We start from the raw sequence: 17,339 nt of genomic DNA on the forward strand, positions 1-17,339 counted from the left end.
TCGGCCGCCCGGCGCGGCCCGCCGCGCCCCGGCGTCCGGTCGCCGGGCGGTGGCGGCGGGTCGGCGGGCACGGGACCTCCTGCGGGCGGGACTGCTCGGGCACGGTGGCCCTCGTGCTGGACGCTAGACGGCGGCCCCGCCCGGCGGCCCGCTTTGTCGCATTACCGGTCCCTTACGGAGTGCTGACGTCCGGCCCGAACCGGCCCGCGGGGCCGCCGCGCTGACCTAGCGTGACGGGAATGCGGGTACTGGTCACCGGCGCGGCCGGCTTCATCGGATCGCAGGTCGCGGACCTGCTCGTCGCCGAGGGGCATCAGGTGGTGTGCCTGGACGCGTTGCTGCCGCAGGCGCACGGCGGCGCGCTCCCGGAGTGGTCGCGCCGGCACGACCCGGTGGTCGGCGACGTGCGGGACCCGGGGCTGCTGGACGACCTGCTGGCCGACGTGGACGCGGTGTGCCACCAGGCGGCGATGGTCGGGCACGGGTTGGACCCGTCCGACGCCCCCGACTACGCCAGCCACAACGACTACGGCACGGCGGTGCTGCTCGCCGCGATGCACCGGGCCGGCGTGTCCCGGCTGGTGCTGGCCAGCTCGATGGTGGTCTACGGCGAGGGGCGCTACGGCTGCGCCCGGCACGGCCTCGTCCGGCCCGCTCCGCGCCGCGCCGCCGACCTGGCCGCCGGCCGGTACGACCCCACCTGCCCGGAGTGCGGTGGCACCCTCGCCGCCCTGCTGGTGCCCGAGGACGCCCCGCTGGAGCCGCGCAGCACGTACGCGGCCAGCAAGCTGGCGCAGGAGCACCTGGCCGCCGCCTGGGCCCGGCAGACCGGGGGCGGGGTGTGGGCGCTGCGCTACCACAACGTCTACGGTCCCCGGATGCCCCGCGACACCCCGTACGCCGGGGTCGCCTCGATCTTCCGCTCGGCGCTGGCGGACGGCCGGCCGCCCCGGGTCTACGAGGACGGCCGGCAGCGCCGCGACTTCGTGCACGTCACCGACGTGGCGCGGGCGAACCTGCTGGCGCTGACCGCACCCGCCCCGGACGGTCTGGTGCCGCTCAACGTCTGCTCCGGCGAGCCGCACACCGTCGGCGACCTCGCCGCCGCGCTGGCCGCCGCGATGGACGGGCCGACCCCGGTGGTGGTCGGCGGCGCCCGCGCCGCGGACGTACGGCACGTGGTCGCCGACCCGGGCCGCGCGCGCGAGCTGCTCGGCTTCACCGCCCGGGTCCGCTTCCTCGACGGGGTGACCGCCTTCGCCACCGACCCCCTCCGCGCCCCAGCCGCCGTACCGGCCTGACCCCCGCCCCGCCCCCCGCCCCGCCGCCCCACGCCGACCCGCGCCGTGAGCGCGCACTTTCTCGGAAAGAGTGGCCTCAGACGACCGAATGGGCCCTCTTTCTCGGAAATTGCGGCCGCCCGTCGACCACGCCGCCCGCCCTTCGTGCGCGCACTTTCTCTGAATCAGGGGCCTCGGGTGGCGGAATGGGGCCTCTTTCTCGGAAAGTGCGAGCCAGGCGAGCGGGTGTCGGGGGAGGGCGGTCGGTCAGGAGACGGTGGAGAGGAGGTGGTTGACGGTCAGGGCGGTGAGTGCCTGGGCGGCGAGCCACCAGCGGCGGGCCGGGGCGGGCAGGTGCGCGGCGGCGACCAGCAGCCAGACCGCGAACGGCAGCCAGATCCGTTCCACCTCGGCCTTGCTCATCCCGGACAGGTCGGCGCCGATCACCGCCAGCGCGGCGGCGGCGGGCAGCAGCACGGTCGGCCCGAGCAGCCGCACCCGGGAGGCCAGCCGGACCCGGTACGCCAGCCGCACCCGGGACGCCGGCGCGACCGGTCGGCGGTGCGCGAGGAGGCCGCCCACCAGCCGGCCCGCGACCGGGCCCGGAGCCCCGAGCGTCGCGGCGGATGCCGTCGGCTCCGCCGCACCGGCTCGCGCCGTGCCGCGCCAGTCCGCCCGGGCCGCCAGCAGCGTGCGGCGCAGCGCCGGCCCGACCACCGGCCCGGCCGAGAGCAGCAGCGCCGCCAGGTTGGCCCACACCCAGTACCCGTACGGGCGGTCGGCCGCCCAGCCCTGGTAGTAGCGCTCGACCACCCGGTCGTACCCCTGCCACCAGTGGAAGCCGGCGAGGGTGAACGCCAGCACCACGGCGCTCACCCCGGCCGCCCCGGCCAGCAGCGCCCCGCGCCGACCCGAGGGCCGCAACGCCAGCACGGCCAGGGCCAGCGGCCCGACCAGCACGAAGCCGTACGACAGGTGCAGCGCGACGCCGAGCAGCAGCCCGCCGGCCAGCGCGGTCGCGGGTCCGCGTACCGCCAGCAGGGCCAGGCCGGCGGCGACCACGCCGGTGAAGACCCCGTCGGCGGAGGCGCCCACCCAGACCGCCCCGGGCAGCAGCACCAGGAACGGCAGCACCGCCCGGGCCGCCTCGCCGGCGCCCAGCGCCCGCAGCGCCAGCGGTACGGACACCACGATGCTCGTCCCGACCAGGACGCAGGCCAGCGCCGCCGCCGTCCCGCCGCCCAGGCCGACCCGGTCCAGGCCGACGAAGAACAGCAGCGCGCCCGGCGGGTGGCCGGCGGTGTGGGTGGACCACGAGTCCGGCTGGAAGTCGAGGATCCGGTCGGTGAAGCCGGCCAGCATCCGCCCCACGTCGGTCACCCCGGGCACCTCGTGCAGGTACTCCGCCTGCGGGGTGAGCCGCCGGGTCAGCCCCGCCGACCAGCCGTCCACCAACGCCAGGGCCAGCGTCCACGCCACCGCCGTCAGGTAGCCGGCGCCGAGCAGCGGGCCCCACCGGGCGGTCCGGGCCCAGCGCAGCCCGGGGCCGAGCACGACGCCGGCGACCAGCAGCGCCGCCGGCGTGCCCCAGCCCAGGTGCGGCCGCCAGGTGGCGTAGAGCGGCGCGGCGTCGGCGTGCAGACCCACTCCCCGGTGGTTCAGCACCGCGCCGACGGCCACCGCGCCGGCCAGCAGCGTCGCCTCGACCGCCAGCACGACGACATCGCCCCGGTCGCGGGCCGGGGTACGGTCGGCGGCGGGCGAGCGGGGGAGCGTGGCACCGGGTCTCATCTCGACCGGACGGTACGCACCTGCGCGCCGGCTCGTCAGCCGAACCACCGGTACGTCACCGGACGGTAAGAAATGCCTGCTCGGTAAGCGTTCCGTAAGGCCGAACGCGGCTCGGGCGGCCCCGGGCGGCCCTAGCGTCGGCGGTATGCAGACGCAGATCGACGTGGTGCTGCCGTGCCTGGACGAGGCCGCCGCCCTGCCCGGCGTGCTGACCGCGCTGCCGCCCGGCTACCGGGCGATCGTGGTGGACAACGGCTCCCGGGACGGCTCGCCCGAGGTGGCCGCCCGGTACGGCGCCCGGGTGGTGCACGAGCCCCGCCGGGGGTACGGCGCGGCCGTGCACGCCGGGATCGAGGCCGCCGGGACGGAGCTGGTCTGCGTCCTCGACGCCGACGGTTCCTTCGCCCCTCGGGAGCTGCCCGCCCTGGTCGCGCCGGTCGCCGAGGGGATCGCCGACCTGGCCGTCGGCCGCCGCCGCCCGGTCCGCGTCGGGGTGTGGCCCTGGCACGCCCGCGCCGGCACCGCGCTGGTCGCCGCGCTGCTGCGGCACCGGGGCGTGCCGCTGCGCGACCTGAGCCCGATCCGGGTGGCCCGGCGCGAGGCGCTGCTGGGTCTCGGCGTCACCGACCGGGCCTTCGGCTACCCGCTGGAGCTGCTGATCCGGGCCGCCGCGGCGGGCTGGCGGATCCACGAACTCGACGTCGCCTACGCCCCCCGCGCCGTCGGTACCCGCTCCAAGGTCTCCGGCTCGGTCCGCGGCACCCTGCGCGCCACCCGCGACTTCGCCGCCGTGCTGCGCAGCGTGGACGGTCCCCGGTGACCGTGCTGCTGGTGGTCGCCAAGGCGCCCGTGCCCGGCGCGGTGAAGACCCGGCTCTGCCCGCCCGCCACCGGCCTGCAGGCCGCCCGGGTGGCCGCCGCCGCGCTGCGGGACACCCTGGACGCCGTCCGGGAGACCCCCGGGGTGACGCCGGTGCTGGCGTTGGCCGGATGCCTCGCCGACGCCGAGGACGCCGCTGCGCTGACCGCCGCCGTCACCGGCTGGCCGGTCCTGCCGCAGCGGGGCGCGGACTTCGCCGCCCGGCTGGTGCACGCCCACGCCGACGTCGCCGACGCCTTCCCGGGCCGTCCGGTGCTCCAGATCGGCATGGACACCCCGCAGCTGACCCCGGCGCGGCTGGCCGCCGCCGTACGCCGGCTGGCCGACGCCGACGCGGTGCTGGGGCGCGCCGCCGACGGCGGCTGGTGGGCGCTGGGGCTGCGCGACCCCCGGCAGTCGGTGGCCCTGCGTGCGGTGCGGATGTCGACCCCGGACACCGGCCGCTCGACCTGGTCGGCGCTGGCCGAGCGGGGGCTGCGTACCGTGCCGCTGCCGGTGCTGCGGGACGTCGACGACTGGTCGGACGCCCGGGCGGTGGCCGCCGCGGCCCCGGGTGGTCGGTTCGCCCGGCAGGTCGCCGCGGTACGTCGGGCCATGGTGGTGCGGGCGTGACCGCGCCGGCCGTGGACGGCTTCGCCGCCGCCCTGCGCGACCGGGGCGTGGACGCGCACTGGCTGGTGCCCGCCGACGGGCTGCGCCGCCGGCTGCCGGTGGACCGGTGGCACCGCCCGGCCGACCGGGCGGACACGGCGGTGCTCGCCCGCTGCGCCGGCCCGACCCTGGACCTGGGCTGCGGACCGGGCCGGGTGACCCTGGCCCTGACCCGGTCCGGGCTGACCACCGTCGGGGTGGACGTGTCGGCCCGGGCGGTGGCGCTGACCCGGTCCCGGGGTGCGGTGGCCGTGCAGGCCGACCTGTTCGGCCCGCTGCCGGCGGAGGGGCGCTGGGCGCACGCGGTGCTGCTGGACGGGAACGTCGGCATCGGCGGCGACCCGGCGGCCCTGCTGCGCCGGTGCCGGGCGCTGCTGCGGCCGGCCGGCACGGTGCTGGTGGAGCTGGAGCCGCCCGGGTCCGGTGCCTGGCAGGGTCAGGTCCACGTGCTGACCGGCCGGCGTCGGGGGCCGAGCTTCCGCTGGGCCTGGCTGGACACCACCGCGGTGGTGGGCCCGGCGGCGGCGGCCGGGCTGGCGGTCGGCGAGGTGTTCCGGGCCGGCTGCCGCTGGTTCGCCGAGCTGACCCGCCCCTGACCGCCCGGCCCGCGCCGCCCGCCGGTCCGGACGGCTGGGCATCCTGACCGTCGGCCGGGACGGGTGGGTCAGCCGTCGGCCAGCGGCAGCCGGACGACGAACCGGCACCCGCCGGCGACGTTGCGCACGTCGACCCGGCCGCCGTGCGCCTCGACCAGCCCGCGCACGATCGCCAGGCCCAGCCCGCCGGAGCCCTCGGCGCCGCCGTTGCCCGGCCGGGGCGTGCGGGCCGGCTCGCCCCGGAAGGCCACGTCGAAGAGCCGGGGCAGGTCGTCCTCGGGGATGCCGCCGCAGGTGTCCGCCACGGCCAGCCAGGCGGCGTCGCCGTCGCGGCCCGCATCGACCCGCACGGTGCCGTCGTCCGGGGTGTAACGCACCGCGTTGAGCAGCAGGTTCCCCACCACCCGGGCCAGCTCCGGCTCGCTCGCGGTCACCGTCGGCCAGCCCGACTCGGCGGCGACCAGCCGGATCCGGCGGGCGGCGGCCAGCGGCGCGGTGCCGGCCAGGGCGTCGGAGACCACGTCACCCAGCGGCACGGCGGACAGCGACAGCCGCAACGCCCCGGCGTTGATCCGGGACAGTTCGAACAGGTCGTCGACGAGGCGGGTCATCCGGTCGGTCTCCACCCGGATCCGGCGGTGGTACTCGCGCACCGTCTCCGGATCGGCGACCACCCCGTCCTCCAGCGCCTCGGCCATCGCCCGCAGCCCGGCCAGCGGCGTGCGCAGGTCGTGCGAGACCCAGGCGACCAGGTCGCGGCGGCCCTTCTCGATCCGCCGCTCCCGCTCCCGCGCCTGGTCTGCCCAGACCGCCGCCGCGGCGAGCCGCCGGCCGAAGAGCCAGCCGACGGCGAGGCTGACCACCGCCGCCGCGGAGACGGTGATCAGCACCACCTCCAGGTCGTGCGGGGAGAGGAACATCGCCTCGGCGATCACCGCGACGCCGGCGACCACCGCGCTCACCGTCATCGCCAGCAGCACGGAGATGTGCACCGTGATGGACCGGCCGCGCAGCAGCCGCAGCGCTCCCGCGCCGAGCAGCCCGACGCAGCAGGCCGCGGCGAGCGCCGCCCCGAAGATCAGCGCGAGGTCAGCCATCGATCGGCTCGTACCGGTAGCCGACGCCCCACACCGTGACGATCCGGCGCGGGTCGGCCGGGTCGGCCTCGATCTTCTCCCGCAGCCGGCGCACGTGGACGGTGACGGTGGACTGGTCGCCGAAGCTCCAGCCCCAGACCCGCTCCAGCAGCTCGGCCCGGCGGAACGCCCGCGCCGGGTGCCGCATCAGGTGGGCCAGCAGGTCGAACTCGCGCAGCGTGAGGGCCAGCTCCCGACCGTGCAGCCGGGCCACCCGGGGGCCGGTCTCGACGGTGAGGCCGCCGTCGGTCAGCACCTCCGCCGCCGCGGCGGCCGGCTCGCCGCCGGCCCGGCGCAGCACCGACCGCACCCGCAGCACCAGCTCGCGCGGGGAGAAGGGCTTGCTCAGGTAGTCGTCCGCGCCCAGTTGCAGGCCGAGGATCCGGTCGGCCTCGTCGCCGCGCGCGGTCAACATCACGATGGGTACGCCGTCCGGCCGCTCCCGCAGCCGCCGGCAGACCTCCAGCCCGTCGACCTTGGGCAGCATCACGTCGAGCACGACCAGCTGCGGCGGTGCCGCGGCGACGGCGGCCAGCGCGGCGGCGCCGTCGGAGACGTGGTCCACCTGGTAGCCGGCGTGTTCCAGGTAGCGGCAGACCACGTCGCTGACCGTCCGGTCGTCGTCGACGACCAGCACCCGTTGCGGCACGCGTACCTCCCCCTCGTGCCGGTCAGCGTAGCCGTGGGCCGGGCCGGCGCCGGGGCGCGGAAACCTTGCGATGTCCTTACGAAACGACGCGGGCCGGCGGCGGGGTCAGCCGGCGCGGGTGTCCGTCCGGGTGGCGTGTTCGGCCATCGCGTCGACCAGGTCCGCCCGGGCCCGCGCCACCCGCGACCGGATGGTGCCGACGGGACAGTCGCAGACCTGCGCCGCCTCGGCGTACGACAGGCCGAGGAGCTGGGTGGCGACGAAGGCCTCGCGCCGCTCGGCCGGCAGTTGCCGCAGCAGGGCGTCCAGCACCACGACGTTCTCGAACCGGCCCGCCGCCGGCGGGTCGTACCCGTCGATGCTGGTGGCCGGTGGGCGGGCCCGTCGGGAGCGGAGATGGTCGGCGGCGACCCGGCGGGCGATGCCGAACAGCCAGGTCCGCGCCGAGGACCGGGCGGCGAACCGGGGCAGCGCGCGCATCGCCCGCAGGTACGTCTCCTGCACCAGGTCGTCGGTCTCCGCGTCAGCCAGCAGGTGGTGCAGGAATCGCCAGGTCGGGCCCTGGGTGGCCCGGACGAACGCGGCCAGCGCCAGCGGATCGCCCCGCCCGGCGGCCAGCGCCCACGCGGTCACCTGCTCGTCGCCCTCGTCCACCACAGCCGCTCCCTCGTCCGCCACGCCCCACCTCCTACGACGAAGCGTAGTAGGTCGGTTCTCCGGGTCGGCCGGTGGTACGGACGAACGGGCCCGCCGGTTCACCGGGTCAAGCGTCCGGGCAGCGTTCCGACAGGGCGTACCGGACCAGCACCACGTCACCGATCTGCCGGGCCTCGACCACCCGGGCCCGCCGGCCGGGGTGCCACGGGAACGGGCCGTCGCGGACGAAGCGGGGCGCCCGGGGGTCGCCGACGAAGAACGGGGCGACCACCAGGTGCAGCTCGTCGGCGAGCCCGGCGGTGAGGAACTGGGCGTGCACCGACCCGCCGCCCTCCACCATCAGCCGGTCCACCCCGCGCCCGGCCAGGTCGGCCAGCGCCCGGGCCGGGTCCAGCGGGTCGCCGGCGTCCACCACGGTGGCCAGCCCGTCCAGCACCTCGCTGGTCTTCGCCACCGCCGGCGAGGCGCAGTACACGATCCGGTCCGCGTCGCCGACGGTGAAGAACCGGGCGCTCGGGTCGAGGTCGCCCCGCCCGGTCAGCGTCACCTTCACCGGCGACGGCGGCAGCCCGCGGTCCACCCGCTCCCGGCGCAGCCGCTCCGAGCGGATCACCAGCCGCGGGTCGTCGCGGCGGACGGTGCCGGCGCCGACCAGGATCGCCTCGCAGCCGGCCCGGACGGCGTCGACCCGGGCCAGGTCGTCGGCGTTGGACAGCAGCAGCCGCTGTCCGGTGGCGTCGTCGATGTACCCGTCGATCGAGGTGGCGCAGCTCAGCAGCACGTACGGCCGCCGGCCCGCCGGCACGGTGCCCATCTCAGGTCAGCGACGGCGAGTCGGCGGTGCGGGCCGCCGCCCGGCTCGCCTTCGCCGCCAGGTAGTCGGCGTTGGCGGGGGAGAGGTAGACCCCGGTGGGGACCACCTCCGTCACCGCCACGCCGAGCCGGTCGAGCTGCTCGGCCTTCTCCGGGTTGTTGCTCAGCAGCGTCAGCCGCCGCACCCCCAGCACCGCCAGCATCTGCGCGGCCGCCCGGTAGTCGCGTTCGTCCTCGCCGTGCCCGAGCGCCACGTTCGCCTCGTAGGTGTCCAGGCCGGCGTCCTGCAACGCGTAGGCGTCCAGCTTCGGGTACAGGCCGATGCCGCGCCCCTCCTGCCGCAGGTAGAGCAGGAACCCGCCGGCATCGGCGATGCGCTCCACCGCCTCGCGCAGCTGCGGACCGCAGTCGCAGCGCTGGCTGCCGAAGACGTCCCCGGTCAGGCACTCGCTGTGCGGCCGGACCAGGGGCGCCGGCCCGGAAGGCGACCGCCGCAGCGCGCCCGCCCAGTCGCCGAGCCCGAACGCCAGGTGCTCCCGCCCGTCCACCAGCCCGTCGAAGGTGAAGACCCGGGCCGTGGTGGCGTACCCGTCGGGCAGGCGGAGGGGGACCGTGACCTGTGTGCGGACCGTGGCGACCGGAAGTGCTCCGTACATGTATCTCCTCCGTCAGGCGCCGCCGGCCAACCCGGCAGCGGGTACCGCGGCAGAACCGCCCTGGCCCACCGTACGAGGTGTGTGCCGGTACGAAAACCGGACCGGAAGTCGGCCCAGCAGCAGCACGGCTGCGCCGGGCAGGGCGGCGACGACCACCAGCGCCCCGTACACCAGCGCGGTGGACACCCCCTGGGCGGCGCCCAGCCCGGCGGCCCCGAACGCCCAGGCGGCCACCCCCTCGCGTGGGCCGAACCCGGCCACGTTCGCCGGCAGCCCCATCGCCAGCAGCGCCAGCAGGGTCAGCGGCAGCAGTTGCGCCAGCGGGGCGGTCGCGCCCGCGACCCGGGCCGCCACCAGGAAGGTGCCCAGGTGGCCGAGGACCGCCACCGCCGAGGCGAGCAGCACGCCCGGCCCGGTCCGGCGGGTCAGCAGGCCGGCGCGGACGTCGGCGGCGGCGGCGCGCAGCGCGCGGGCCCGCCGCGACGGGCCGGAGCGGGGCAGCGTCCGGGCCAGCAGCACCACGCCCAGGGCGATCGCCAGGGTCAGCGCGGTGGCCTCCGGCAGCCAGGGCCGCACCGGCGACGGCAGCGCCAGCAGCAGCGCCGCGGCGAGCGTGACCTGGACGACCTGACCGGCGCTGCGTTCCCAGACCACCGCCCGCACGGCCCGGCCCAGGTCGCCGGCCTCCCGGCCGTGCCGGACCGCCCGGTGCACGTCGCCGAGCACCCCGCCGGGCAGGGTGGCGTTGAGGAAGACCGCCCGGTAGCAGTCCGCCACGGCGGTGCCCAGTGGGAGCCGGACGCCGAGCCCCCCGGCGACCAGCCGCCATCGCCAGGCGCAGCAGACGGTGCTGAGCGCGCCGAGCAGCAGCGCCGCGACCACCGCCGGGGTGTCGATGCGGCGCAGCGCGGCCAGCGCCGGGCCGGTGCCCAGCCACCACAGCAGCGCCGCCACCAGCGCCACGCCGCCGAGGTTGCTCACCCAGGCCCACGTCGGACGGACCGGGGTGCCGGGGGTGTCGTGGGCAGCCTGTGGCACGCGGGGCCTCCTGTCGAAGATCTCTCCCTGCTCCACGTACCGGCCGGCAGTCGGGTTCATTCCACCCCGGCGAGCAGGTCGTCGTGGCCCACCGTGACGGTCAGCCGGCCCGCCGCCGCCTCGGCCAGCCGGCGGCGCGCGTACCCGGTGATCCGGGCGGCCAGCTCGGGGCGCTGCTCGACGGCGGCGTCGCACCAGCCGGTGAACCACTCGGCGATCAGCGCGTCCTGCCCGGCGCCCAGCCGCCACGGGCTGGACCGGACGGTCACGGGAACCCCGTGCCGCCGGAACGCGGCGACGGTGGCCGCGGCGGCGTCCGGCCCGAGCAGCCGCCGGCCGTCGACGGTACGGCGTTGGTGCGCGTCGAACGCGGCGGCGACCGCCGCGTCCAGTTCGTCCGGCGGGTCGAGCCGCACCCGGCCGATGACGGAGAGCGTGAACAGGGTCGGGCGGCCCGCCCCGACGCAGGCCGTCACGATCGCCTCGATCTCCTCGGCGGTCAGCATGTCCAGCAACGCCGAGGCGGTGACCAGGTCGGCGCCGGCCAGGTCGGCGGCGGTGAGCCGGGTGATGTCCGTGCGCCGCGTCTCGACGCGCACCGGGCTGCCGTCGGCGGCGCGCGGCGGGGCGGCGCGGGCCCGGTCGAGCAGGCCGAGGTCCCGGTCGTAGAGGACCCAGTGCTGCGGGCCGGGCAGCCGGGGGGCCAGCCACCGTGCCATGGAGCCGGTGCCACTGCCCAGGTCGTGCACCACCAGGGGCCGGCCGGCGGCCAGCCGGGCGCGGACCCGGTCCACCAGGTCGTCGGCGCGGGCGGCGGCGTCGGCGGGCTCGCGCAGCGCGAGCCAGTCGGCGAAGGGATCGGTGCCGTGCGTGGTCATACCCTCACTCCGTTCAGGACATGGGCGATCGCGGCGGCGGTGTCCGGCCAGCCGGCGAGGCCGTCCCGGCGGGCCAGGGCCGCCTGCCGCAGCTGGTGCCGCAGCGGCGCCCCGGTGAGCCAGCGCCGCAGCGCGCCGGCCAGCGCGGCCGGGTCGTCGGCGGGTACCAGCAGGCCGGGCGGCTCGCCGTCCGGGGCCCGGCCCAGCGCCTCGGGCACCCCGCCCACCCGGGTCGCGAGCACCGGCAGGCCGCGGGCCAGGGCCTCGGTGACCACCATCCCGTACGTCTCGGCGTGCGAGGCGAGCACCAGCAGGTCGGCGGCGGCGTACGCGGCGTCGAGGTCGGACCCGGTGCGCGGCCCGGCCAGCCGGACCCGCCCGGCCAGTCCCCGCTCGTCCACCAGCCGGCGCAGCCCGGCGACGAAGCCGGGATCGCGGGTGAGCGCGCCCACGCAGTCCAGCGTCCAGGGCAGGTCGGCGACCTCGGCCAGGGCGCGGACCAGCACGTCGTGTCCCTTGTGCGCGGTGACCGCCGCGACGCAGAGCAGCGCCGTGCCGGCGCCCGTGCCGGTCGCCGGTGGTGCCGGGTCCACCCCGGGGGTGGCCACGTGCACCCGGTCGGCGGGCAGCGGGTACCGGTCGAGCAGGCGGCGGCGGGTCCACCCGCTGGTGGTGACCACCGCGGCGGCGCAGGCCAGCGCGGCCGCCTCGGTGTGGTCCTCCAGCGGCATGTGCACCAGCACCACCAGCCGCAGCCGCCCGGCGTGCGGGGCCAGCACCTCCGGCACGGCCGAGGCGACCAGCCCGTCGAGCAGCACCACCGTGCCGTCGGGCAGCGTCGCGAGCACCCCGGCCAGGTGGGTCCGGGCCGGCGGGTCGGGGCGCGGCCACCGCCCGGGTACGCCGTGCTCGCGCACCGCCCACCCCCGCTCAACGAGGCCCCGGCAGACCCGGCGGTCGTACGTGTTGCCGCCGCTCGGGGTCGCCGGGTCGTCGATGTCGCCGGGGAGGACGACGTGCACCACGGGCACCGGCTACAGCGACCGCTCGTAGCTGGCCCAGGCGATGTGCGACTCGTGCAGCGTCACCGTGATCCCGGCCAGCTCGCGGGCCCCCGGGCCGAGCCCACCGGCGTGCGCCCGCTCGGCCAGCCGGTCCGCGACCGTGCGGCACAGCACTTCGGTGGTGGTGTTCACCCCGGCGAAGGCCGGCTCGTCGTCGAGGTTGCGGTAGGTCAACTCGGCGAGGATCGCCCGCAGCTCCTCGGTGGCCCGGCCGATGTCCACCACGATGCCGTCCGCGTCCAGCTCGGCGCGGCGGAAGGTCGCGTCCACCACGAACGTCGCCCCGTGCAGCCGCTGCGCCGGCCCGAAGACCTCGCCCCGGAAGCTGTGGGCGACCATCATGTGGTCCCGTACGGTCACGCTGAACACGGCGTCACTCCCCGTCGTAGGTGATGAGGTGGCACAGCGCGGGGAGGCTCCCCGCGGCCAGTCGGTCGAGCACGTCGGGCAGGTCCGCGAAGCGCGACCGGCCGGTGAGCAGCGCGTCGAAGACCGGGTCGGCGAGCAGCTCCAGGGCCAGCGCCATCCGGTCGGCGTAGCTTCGCCGGGCCGCCCGGGCCGGCGAGACCGTGCCGACCTGGCTGCTGCGGATGGTCAACCGGCCGGAGTGGAACGCCCCGCCCAGCGACAACTGCACCGGCCGGTCGCCGTACCAGCTCAGCTCGACCACCGTGCCCTCCGGGGCGAGCAGGTCGATGGCGCGCTGCAACCCCGGGCCGGTCGCGCTGGCGTGCACCACCAGGTCCCGCCCGCCGGCCGCGTCGTCGGGCGAGGCGAACCCGACACCCAGCGCCGCGGCCACCGCCGCCCGCGCCGGGTCGGTGTCCACCAGCTCGACGCGTACCCCGGGGAAGCGGGCGAGCAGCGCCGCGACGGCGCAGCCGACCATGCCGGCGCCCACCACGCTGACCCGGTCGCCGACCAGCGGCGCGGCGTCCCAGAGCGCGTTCACCGCCGTCTCCACCGTGCCGGCCAGCACCGCCCGGGACGCCGGCACGCCGTCGGGCACCGGCGTCACCGCCGAGGCCGGCACGACGTACGCGCTCTGGTGCGGGTGCAGGCAGAAGACGGTACGCCCGCGCAGCCGCGCCGGACCGGCCTCGACCACGCCGATGCTGAGGTAGCCGTACTTGACCGGGGCGGGGAAGTCGCCCTCCTGGAACGGGGCGCGCATCGCCGCGTACTGGTCGGCGGGCACGCCACCGGTGAAGACCAGCGTCTCGGTGCCCCGGCTGACCCCCGAGTACAGCGCGCGTACCAGGACCTCGTCGGGGCCCGGCTCCGGTAGCGTCACCGGGCGGATCTCACCCACGCCGGGGGAGCGGAGCCAGAAGGCGTGGGCGTCGCGGATCACGCGGATGTTCTCCTCATCTGGCCGCCGGACCGAACCGAACGGCCACCCGCTCCGTGTTTCCTGTCGAGGCCGTCGATCATAAACACGGAGGCAGGGTGTCCAAGGTTCGAACCGGTCCGGTGATCGGCCTGACCGCCCAGATCGTCCTGCTCGCCGGGCTGGCCGCGACCGTCGGGCTCGACGCCGCCGGCTGGCTGGCCGGCGTCGCGTACGGTATTGGGTTCTGCGGGGCGCTCGACCGTGGCCTGCGCCGGCGCGGCGCGTACCGGTTGGGCCCGGCGGACCGGGTGACGCTGACCCGGGCGGTGCTCGTCGGCGGGGTGACCGCCCTGGTGGTGGACGCCATCGACGCAGCGGCGCCGCTGGCCGTGCTGGTGCCGATGGCCGCGGCGGCGCTCGCCCTGGACGCCGTCGACGGCTGGGTGGCCAGGCGCACCGGCACCGCCAGCGCCCTCGGCGCCCGCTTCGACATGGAGGTCGACGCCTTCCTCATCCTGGTGCTCAGCATCCACGTGGCGCCGTCCACCGGCGGCTGGGTGCTCGCCATCGGCGCGATGCGGTACGCCTTCGTCGCCGCGAGCTGGGTGCTGCCCTGGATGCGCGGGACGCTGCCGCCGCGGTACTGGCGCAAGGTGGTCGCCGCGGCCCAGGGGGTGCTGCTGCTGGTCGCCACGGCGGAGGTGCTGCCCGCGCCGGCGACCGCCGTCGTGCTGGCGGCCTCGCTGGCGCTGCTGGTCGAGTCGTTCGGCCACGACGTCGGCTGGCTCTGGTGGCACCGCCCGTCCCGGCTCGCCCCGGTCCGCCGGCCCGTCCCGGCGCTCCGGCCGGTGCCGGACACCGTCGCCGAGCGCCCGCTCGCCGCGCACCAGCCCGTCTGAGCCGCATCGATCGCCCGGCCGGACGGCCGGGGACAGCCCACGGAAGGGATCTCGCAGTGTCAGTGCTGTCACGCCTGCGCCGCCGGGCCACGGTGGACGGACCGGCCCGCCCGGTCGACCCGTCCCCGCCGGCCGATCCGACCCCGCAGCCTCGGCGCGACGAGCCCGCCGACCCGGCCCTCGATCAGCCCGCCGAGGCGGCGTCCCCCGAGGCGGCGTCCCCCGAGGCGGCGTCCCCGCCGCATCCGGCTCCCGCCGGGTCGGGGACCCCCGCCGCGGCGTCCGGGCCGCACCCGGCTCACGGCGGGGCAGAGGCCCCCGGTGCGGCGGTACAACCGATGCCCGCCGGGGCGGAGGCAGCCGACACTCCGAGCAGGCCGGAGCCGGACGGGCCCGGGGCGGATGCCGTCGTCGCCGGTGGACGGGGACGGGTGCGTACCGTCGCGGCGCGGGTGACCACCGTGGCGGCCGGCCTGCTCGTGTTCGCCGTGCTGGTGGCGCCGAACCGGCTCGACCAGCTCGGCCCCGCCGCGTTCCTGCGCATCCCGGTCGAGGGGCTGGTCGCCGCCGCACTGCTGCTGGTGCTGCACGGCGTGGCCCGGCGGGCGGTGGCGGTGCTGTGCGGCGTCGCGCTCGGGCTGCTCGCCGTCGTCAAGCTGCTCGACATGGGCATGTCCGCCAGCCTCGCCCGTCCCTTCGACCTGGTCCTCGACTGGGTGCTGCTGGACGACGCGTACGGCTTCGTCCGCGACTCCGTCGGCCGGGCCGGCGCGGTCGGCGCGATCGTGGCGCTCGTCGCCGCGGTCGGCGCGCTGCTGGTGCTGACCACCCGGTCGGTGCTCCGGCTGACCCGGCTGGTGGCCCGACACGACCGCCGGACGGTCCGGGTGCTGGCGGGGTGCGCGGCGGTCTGGGTCGCCGGCGCGACGATCGGCGTGCCGCTCGCCGACTCGGGGACGTCCCGGCTGGTCGGCCAGCATGTCGGCCAGCTGGGTGCCGGGCTGCGGGACCGGGAGGCCTTCGCGGCCGAGGCCGCCGCCGACGCCTTCCGCGACACCTCGGGCGACGAGCTGCTCACCGCCCTGCGCGGCAAGGACGTGATCGTCGCGTTCGTGGAGAGCTACGGCCGGGACGCGGTGCAGGACCCGGAGTTCGCCCCGCAGGTCGGCGCGGTGCTCGACGGCGGTACGCGCCGGCTCGCCGAGCGGGGCTTCCACGCCCGCAGCGGTTTCCTCACCTCACCCACCGCCGGCGGGGGCAGCTGGCTGGCCCACGACACGCTGCTGTCCGGGCTCTGGGTGGACAACCAGCAACGCCACCTCAGCCTGCTGGCCGGCGACCGGCTCACCCTCAACGGCGCGTTCCGGCGGGCCGGCTGGCAGACGGTGGGGGTGATGCCGGCGGCCACCCAGCCCTGGCCGGAGAGGAGCTTCTTCGGCTTCGACCGCTACCACGACGCGGCCGGGCTCGACTACCGCGGCCCGAAGTTCAACTACGCGCCGATGCCCGACCAGTACACGCTGGCCACCTTCCAGCGGCGGGAGCGGGCCACCCCGGGGCATGCGCCGATCATGGCGGAGATCCCGCTGATCTCCAGCCACTCTCCCTGGGCGGCGATCCCCCGGATGCTCGACTGGGACCACGTCGGCGACGGGTCGATCTACCGCCGGCCGACCTCGGTGGCCGTCAACCCGAAGGACGTGGTGGGGCGCAGCGCCACCGAGGTCCGCACCGGCTACCGGCGCTCCATCGAGTACTCGCTGAACAGCCTGATCTCCTACCTGGAGACGTACGGCGACGAGGAGCTGGTGCTGGTCTTCCTCGGCGACCACCAGCCCGCGCCGGTGGTGACCGGCGAGAACGCCGGCCGGGACGTGCCGATCACCATCGTGGCCCACGACCCGGCGGTGCTGGCCCGGGTCGCCGCCTGGGGTTGGGACGAGGGGCTGCGGCCCGGCCCGAGCGCGCCGGTCTGGCGGATGGACACCTTCCGGGACCGGTTCCTGCGCACCTTCGGCCCACAGCCACCGGCCGGGGCGGCGGCCCCGCCGTCGCCCCGGTGACCGGGGCAAGATGTGCCGGCGCCGCTTACAGGGCGAACGCGAGCGGCCACCAGAACCTCCGTCGACGCAGCCGGCCGACGGCGGACTCCGTCCACCTCCGGGCCGTGCCCGCCGTCGGAATTCCTCCGGCCGCACCCGGTCAGGACGCCGGCACCACCCGCGAGGCCGCATCCGGCAGACGTGGACGGCGGGTGGCGGGCACCACCAGCGGCGTACCGGTCTCCGGGTCCTCGACGATCCGGCACGGCAGCCCGAACACCTCCTGGACCAGTTCGGCGGTGACCACCTCGCGCGGGTCGCCCTCGGCGACCACCCGGCCGTCGCGCATGGCGATCAGGTGGGTGGCGTAGCGGGCGGCGTGGTGCAGGTCGTGCAGCACCGCCACCAGCGTCCGGCCCTGCTCCTCGTGCAGCCGGGCGCACAGGTCCAGCACCTCGATCTGGTGGGCGACGTCCAGCCAGGTGGTCGGCTCGTCGAGCAGCAGCAGCGGCGTCTGCTGGGCCAGCGCCATGGCGATCCAGACCCGCTGCCGTTGCCCGCCGGACAGTTCGTCGACCGGCCGGTCGGCCAGTTCGGCGACACCGGTGGCGGCCATCGACTCGGCGACCACCCGTTCGTCCTCCCGGGACCACTGCCGCAGCAGCCCCTGGTGCGGGTACCGGCCGCGGGCGACCAGGTCGGCCACCGTGATGCCGTCCGGCGCCACCGACGACTGCGGCAGCAGGCCGAGGGTACGGGCCACCGCCCGGGACGGCAGCGCGTGGATGTCCCGCCCGTCGAGCAGCACCGTCCCGGCGCGCGGCCGCAGCGTCCGGGCCAGGGCCCGCAGCAGCGTCGACTTGCCGCAGGCGTTCGGCCCGATCACCACGGTGAACGACCTGTCCGGTACGGCCACCGACAGCCCCTCCGCGACGATCCGCCGTTCGTACGCCAGGGTCAGGCCGACCCCGTCCAGG

General features: G+C 77.1%; 18 protein-coding genes. 6 read left to right on the forward strand and 12 right to left on the reverse strand.

Going from position 1 to position 17,339, the window contains the following annotated elements; all coding sequences use genetic code 11:
• The first annotated feature begins 239 nt into the window (after window positions 1-239).
• Entirely contained in the window at window positions 240-1,301 is a 1,062-nt protein-coding gene (locus V6U89_RS09915; protein WP_334570479.1) for an NAD-dependent epimerase/dehydratase family protein, read from the forward strand.
• Between the two features lie 246 nt (window positions 1,302-1,547).
• On the opposite strand, the gene V6U89_RS09920 is transcribed toward V6U89_RS09915, so the two are convergent.
• Window positions 1,548-3,071 carry a hypothetical protein gene (locus V6U89_RS09920; RefSeq protein WP_334570480.1) on the reverse strand — a complete coding sequence of 508 codons (1,524 nt, stop codon included), beginning with the start codon at window positions 3,069-3,071 and terminating at the stop codon, window positions 1,548-1,550.
• Window positions 3,072-3,216: 145 nt separating this feature from the next.
• Between V6U89_RS09920 and V6U89_RS09925 the strand changes: the two genes are divergently transcribed.
• From V6U89_RS09925 to V6U89_RS09935, 3 genes are read left to right on the forward strand one after another with little or no spacing between them, the layout of a single operon-like run.
• Window positions 3,217-3,891, forward strand: coding sequence for a glycosyltransferase family 2 protein (locus V6U89_RS09925; protein WP_334570482.1), 675 nt, complete (start codon window positions 3,217-3,219; stop codon window positions 3,889-3,891).
• Window positions 3,888-4,562: a TIGR04282 family arsenosugar biosynthesis glycosyltransferase gene (locus tag V6U89_RS09930; protein WP_334570483.1), complete on the forward strand. Its 675-nt coding sequence runs from the start codon at window positions 3,888-3,890 to the stop codon at window positions 4,560-4,562. Before V6U89_RS09925 ends, V6U89_RS09930 begins: the two co-directional genes overlap by 4 nt.
• Entirely contained in the window at window positions 4,559-5,197 is a 639-nt protein-coding gene (locus tag V6U89_RS09935) for a class I SAM-dependent methyltransferase (protein ID WP_334570485.1), read from the forward strand. The genes V6U89_RS09930 and V6U89_RS09935 overlap by 4 nt, the downstream gene beginning before the upstream one ends.
• Window positions 5,198-5,265: 68 nt before the next feature.
• Here the strand turns inward: V6U89_RS09935 and V6U89_RS09940 are convergent, their stop codons facing one another.
• The 10 genes from V6U89_RS09940 to V6U89_RS09985 all read right to left on the reverse strand — a co-directional run bounded on the left by V6U89_RS09940 (window position 5,266) and on the right by V6U89_RS09985 (window position 13,442).
• The gene (locus V6U89_RS09940; RefSeq protein WP_334570487.1) at window positions 5,266-6,294 is read right to left on the reverse strand and encodes a sensor histidine kinase; all 1,029 of its coding nucleotides are present in this window, start codon (window positions 6,292-6,294) and stop codon (window positions 5,266-5,268) included.
• Entirely contained in the window at window positions 6,287-6,982 is a 696-nt protein-coding gene (locus tag V6U89_RS09945; protein WP_334570489.1) for a response regulator transcription factor, read from the reverse strand. The genes V6U89_RS09940 and V6U89_RS09945 overlap by 8 nt, the downstream gene beginning before the upstream one ends.
• A 105-nt stretch (window positions 6,983-7,087) precedes the next feature.
• Window positions 7,088-7,660 carry a sigma-70 family RNA polymerase sigma factor gene (locus V6U89_RS09950; protein WP_442933900.1) on the reverse strand — a complete coding sequence of 191 codons (573 nt, stop codon included), beginning with the start codon at window positions 7,658-7,660 and terminating at the stop codon, window positions 7,088-7,090.
• An 85-nt stretch (window positions 7,661-7,745) separates the two neighbouring features.
• A complete protein-coding gene (locus V6U89_RS09955; RefSeq protein WP_334570491.1) occupies window positions 7,746-8,453 on the reverse strand; it encodes a RibD family protein in 708 nt (235 codons plus the stop codon).
• Between the two features lies 1 nt (window position 8,454).
• Window positions 8,455-9,108, reverse strand: a complete 654-nt coding sequence (locus V6U89_RS09960; RefSeq protein ID WP_334570493.1) for a GTP cyclohydrolase II — start codon at window positions 9,106-9,108, stop codon at window positions 8,455-8,457.
• A 12-nt stretch (window positions 9,109-9,120) separates the two neighbouring features.
• Window positions 9,121-10,146 carry a lysylphosphatidylglycerol synthase transmembrane domain-containing protein gene (locus tag V6U89_RS09965; RefSeq protein ID WP_334570494.1) on the reverse strand — a complete coding sequence of 342 codons (1,026 nt, stop codon included), beginning with the start codon at window positions 10,144-10,146 and terminating at the stop codon, window positions 9,121-9,123.
• Between the two features lie 56 nt (window positions 10,147-10,202).
• The gene (locus V6U89_RS09970) at window positions 10,203-11,024 is read right to left on the reverse strand and encodes a class I SAM-dependent methyltransferase (RefSeq protein ID WP_334570495.1); all 822 of its coding nucleotides are present in this window, start codon (window positions 11,022-11,024) and stop codon (window positions 10,203-10,205) included.
• Entirely contained in the window at window positions 11,021-12,055 is a 1,035-nt protein-coding gene (locus V6U89_RS09975) for a glycosyltransferase family 4 protein (RefSeq protein WP_334570497.1), read from the reverse strand. The genes V6U89_RS09970 and V6U89_RS09975 overlap by 4 nt, the downstream gene beginning before the upstream one ends.
• 3 nt (window positions 12,056-12,058) lie before the next feature.
• Window positions 12,059-12,457: a 6-pyruvoyl trahydropterin synthase family protein gene (locus V6U89_RS09980; protein ID WP_334570499.1), complete on the reverse strand. Its 399-nt coding sequence runs from the start codon at window positions 12,455-12,457 to the stop codon at window positions 12,059-12,061.
• A gap of 4 nt (window positions 12,458-12,461) precedes the next feature.
• The gene (locus tag V6U89_RS09985; protein WP_334570500.1) at window positions 12,462-13,442 is read right to left on the reverse strand and encodes a zinc-dependent alcohol dehydrogenase; all 981 of its coding nucleotides are present in this window, start codon (window positions 13,440-13,442) and stop codon (window positions 12,462-12,464) included.
• A gap of 95 nt (window positions 13,443-13,537) precedes the next feature.
• Here V6U89_RS09985 and V6U89_RS09990 point away from each other — a divergent pair, with 95 nt between their 5' ends.
• Both V6U89_RS09990 and V6U89_RS09995 read left to right on the forward strand, forming a co-directional pair.
• A complete protein-coding gene (locus V6U89_RS09990; protein WP_442933901.1) occupies window positions 13,538-14,320 on the forward strand; it encodes a CDP-alcohol phosphatidyltransferase family protein in 783 nt (260 codons plus the stop codon).
• Window positions 14,321-14,772: 452 nt separating this feature from the next.
• A complete protein-coding gene (locus V6U89_RS09995) occupies window positions 14,773-16,383 on the forward strand; it encodes a sulfatase (RefSeq protein ID WP_334570502.1) in 1,611 nt (536 codons plus the stop codon).
• A gap of 139 nt (window positions 16,384-16,522) precedes the next feature.
• On the opposite strand, the gene V6U89_RS10000 is transcribed toward V6U89_RS09995, so the two are convergent.
• Window positions 16,523-17,323, reverse strand: a complete 801-nt coding sequence (locus tag V6U89_RS10000; RefSeq protein ID WP_334570710.1) for an ABC transporter ATP-binding protein — start codon at window positions 17,321-17,323, stop codon at window positions 16,523-16,525.
• Window positions 17,324-17,339 lie beyond the last annotated feature (16 nt).

This window comes from Micromonospora sp. CPCC 206171, from assembly GCF_036906755.1.
Lineage (GTDB): Bacteria > Actinomycetota > Actinomycetes > Mycobacteriales > Micromonosporaceae > Micromonospora > Micromonospora purpureochromogenes.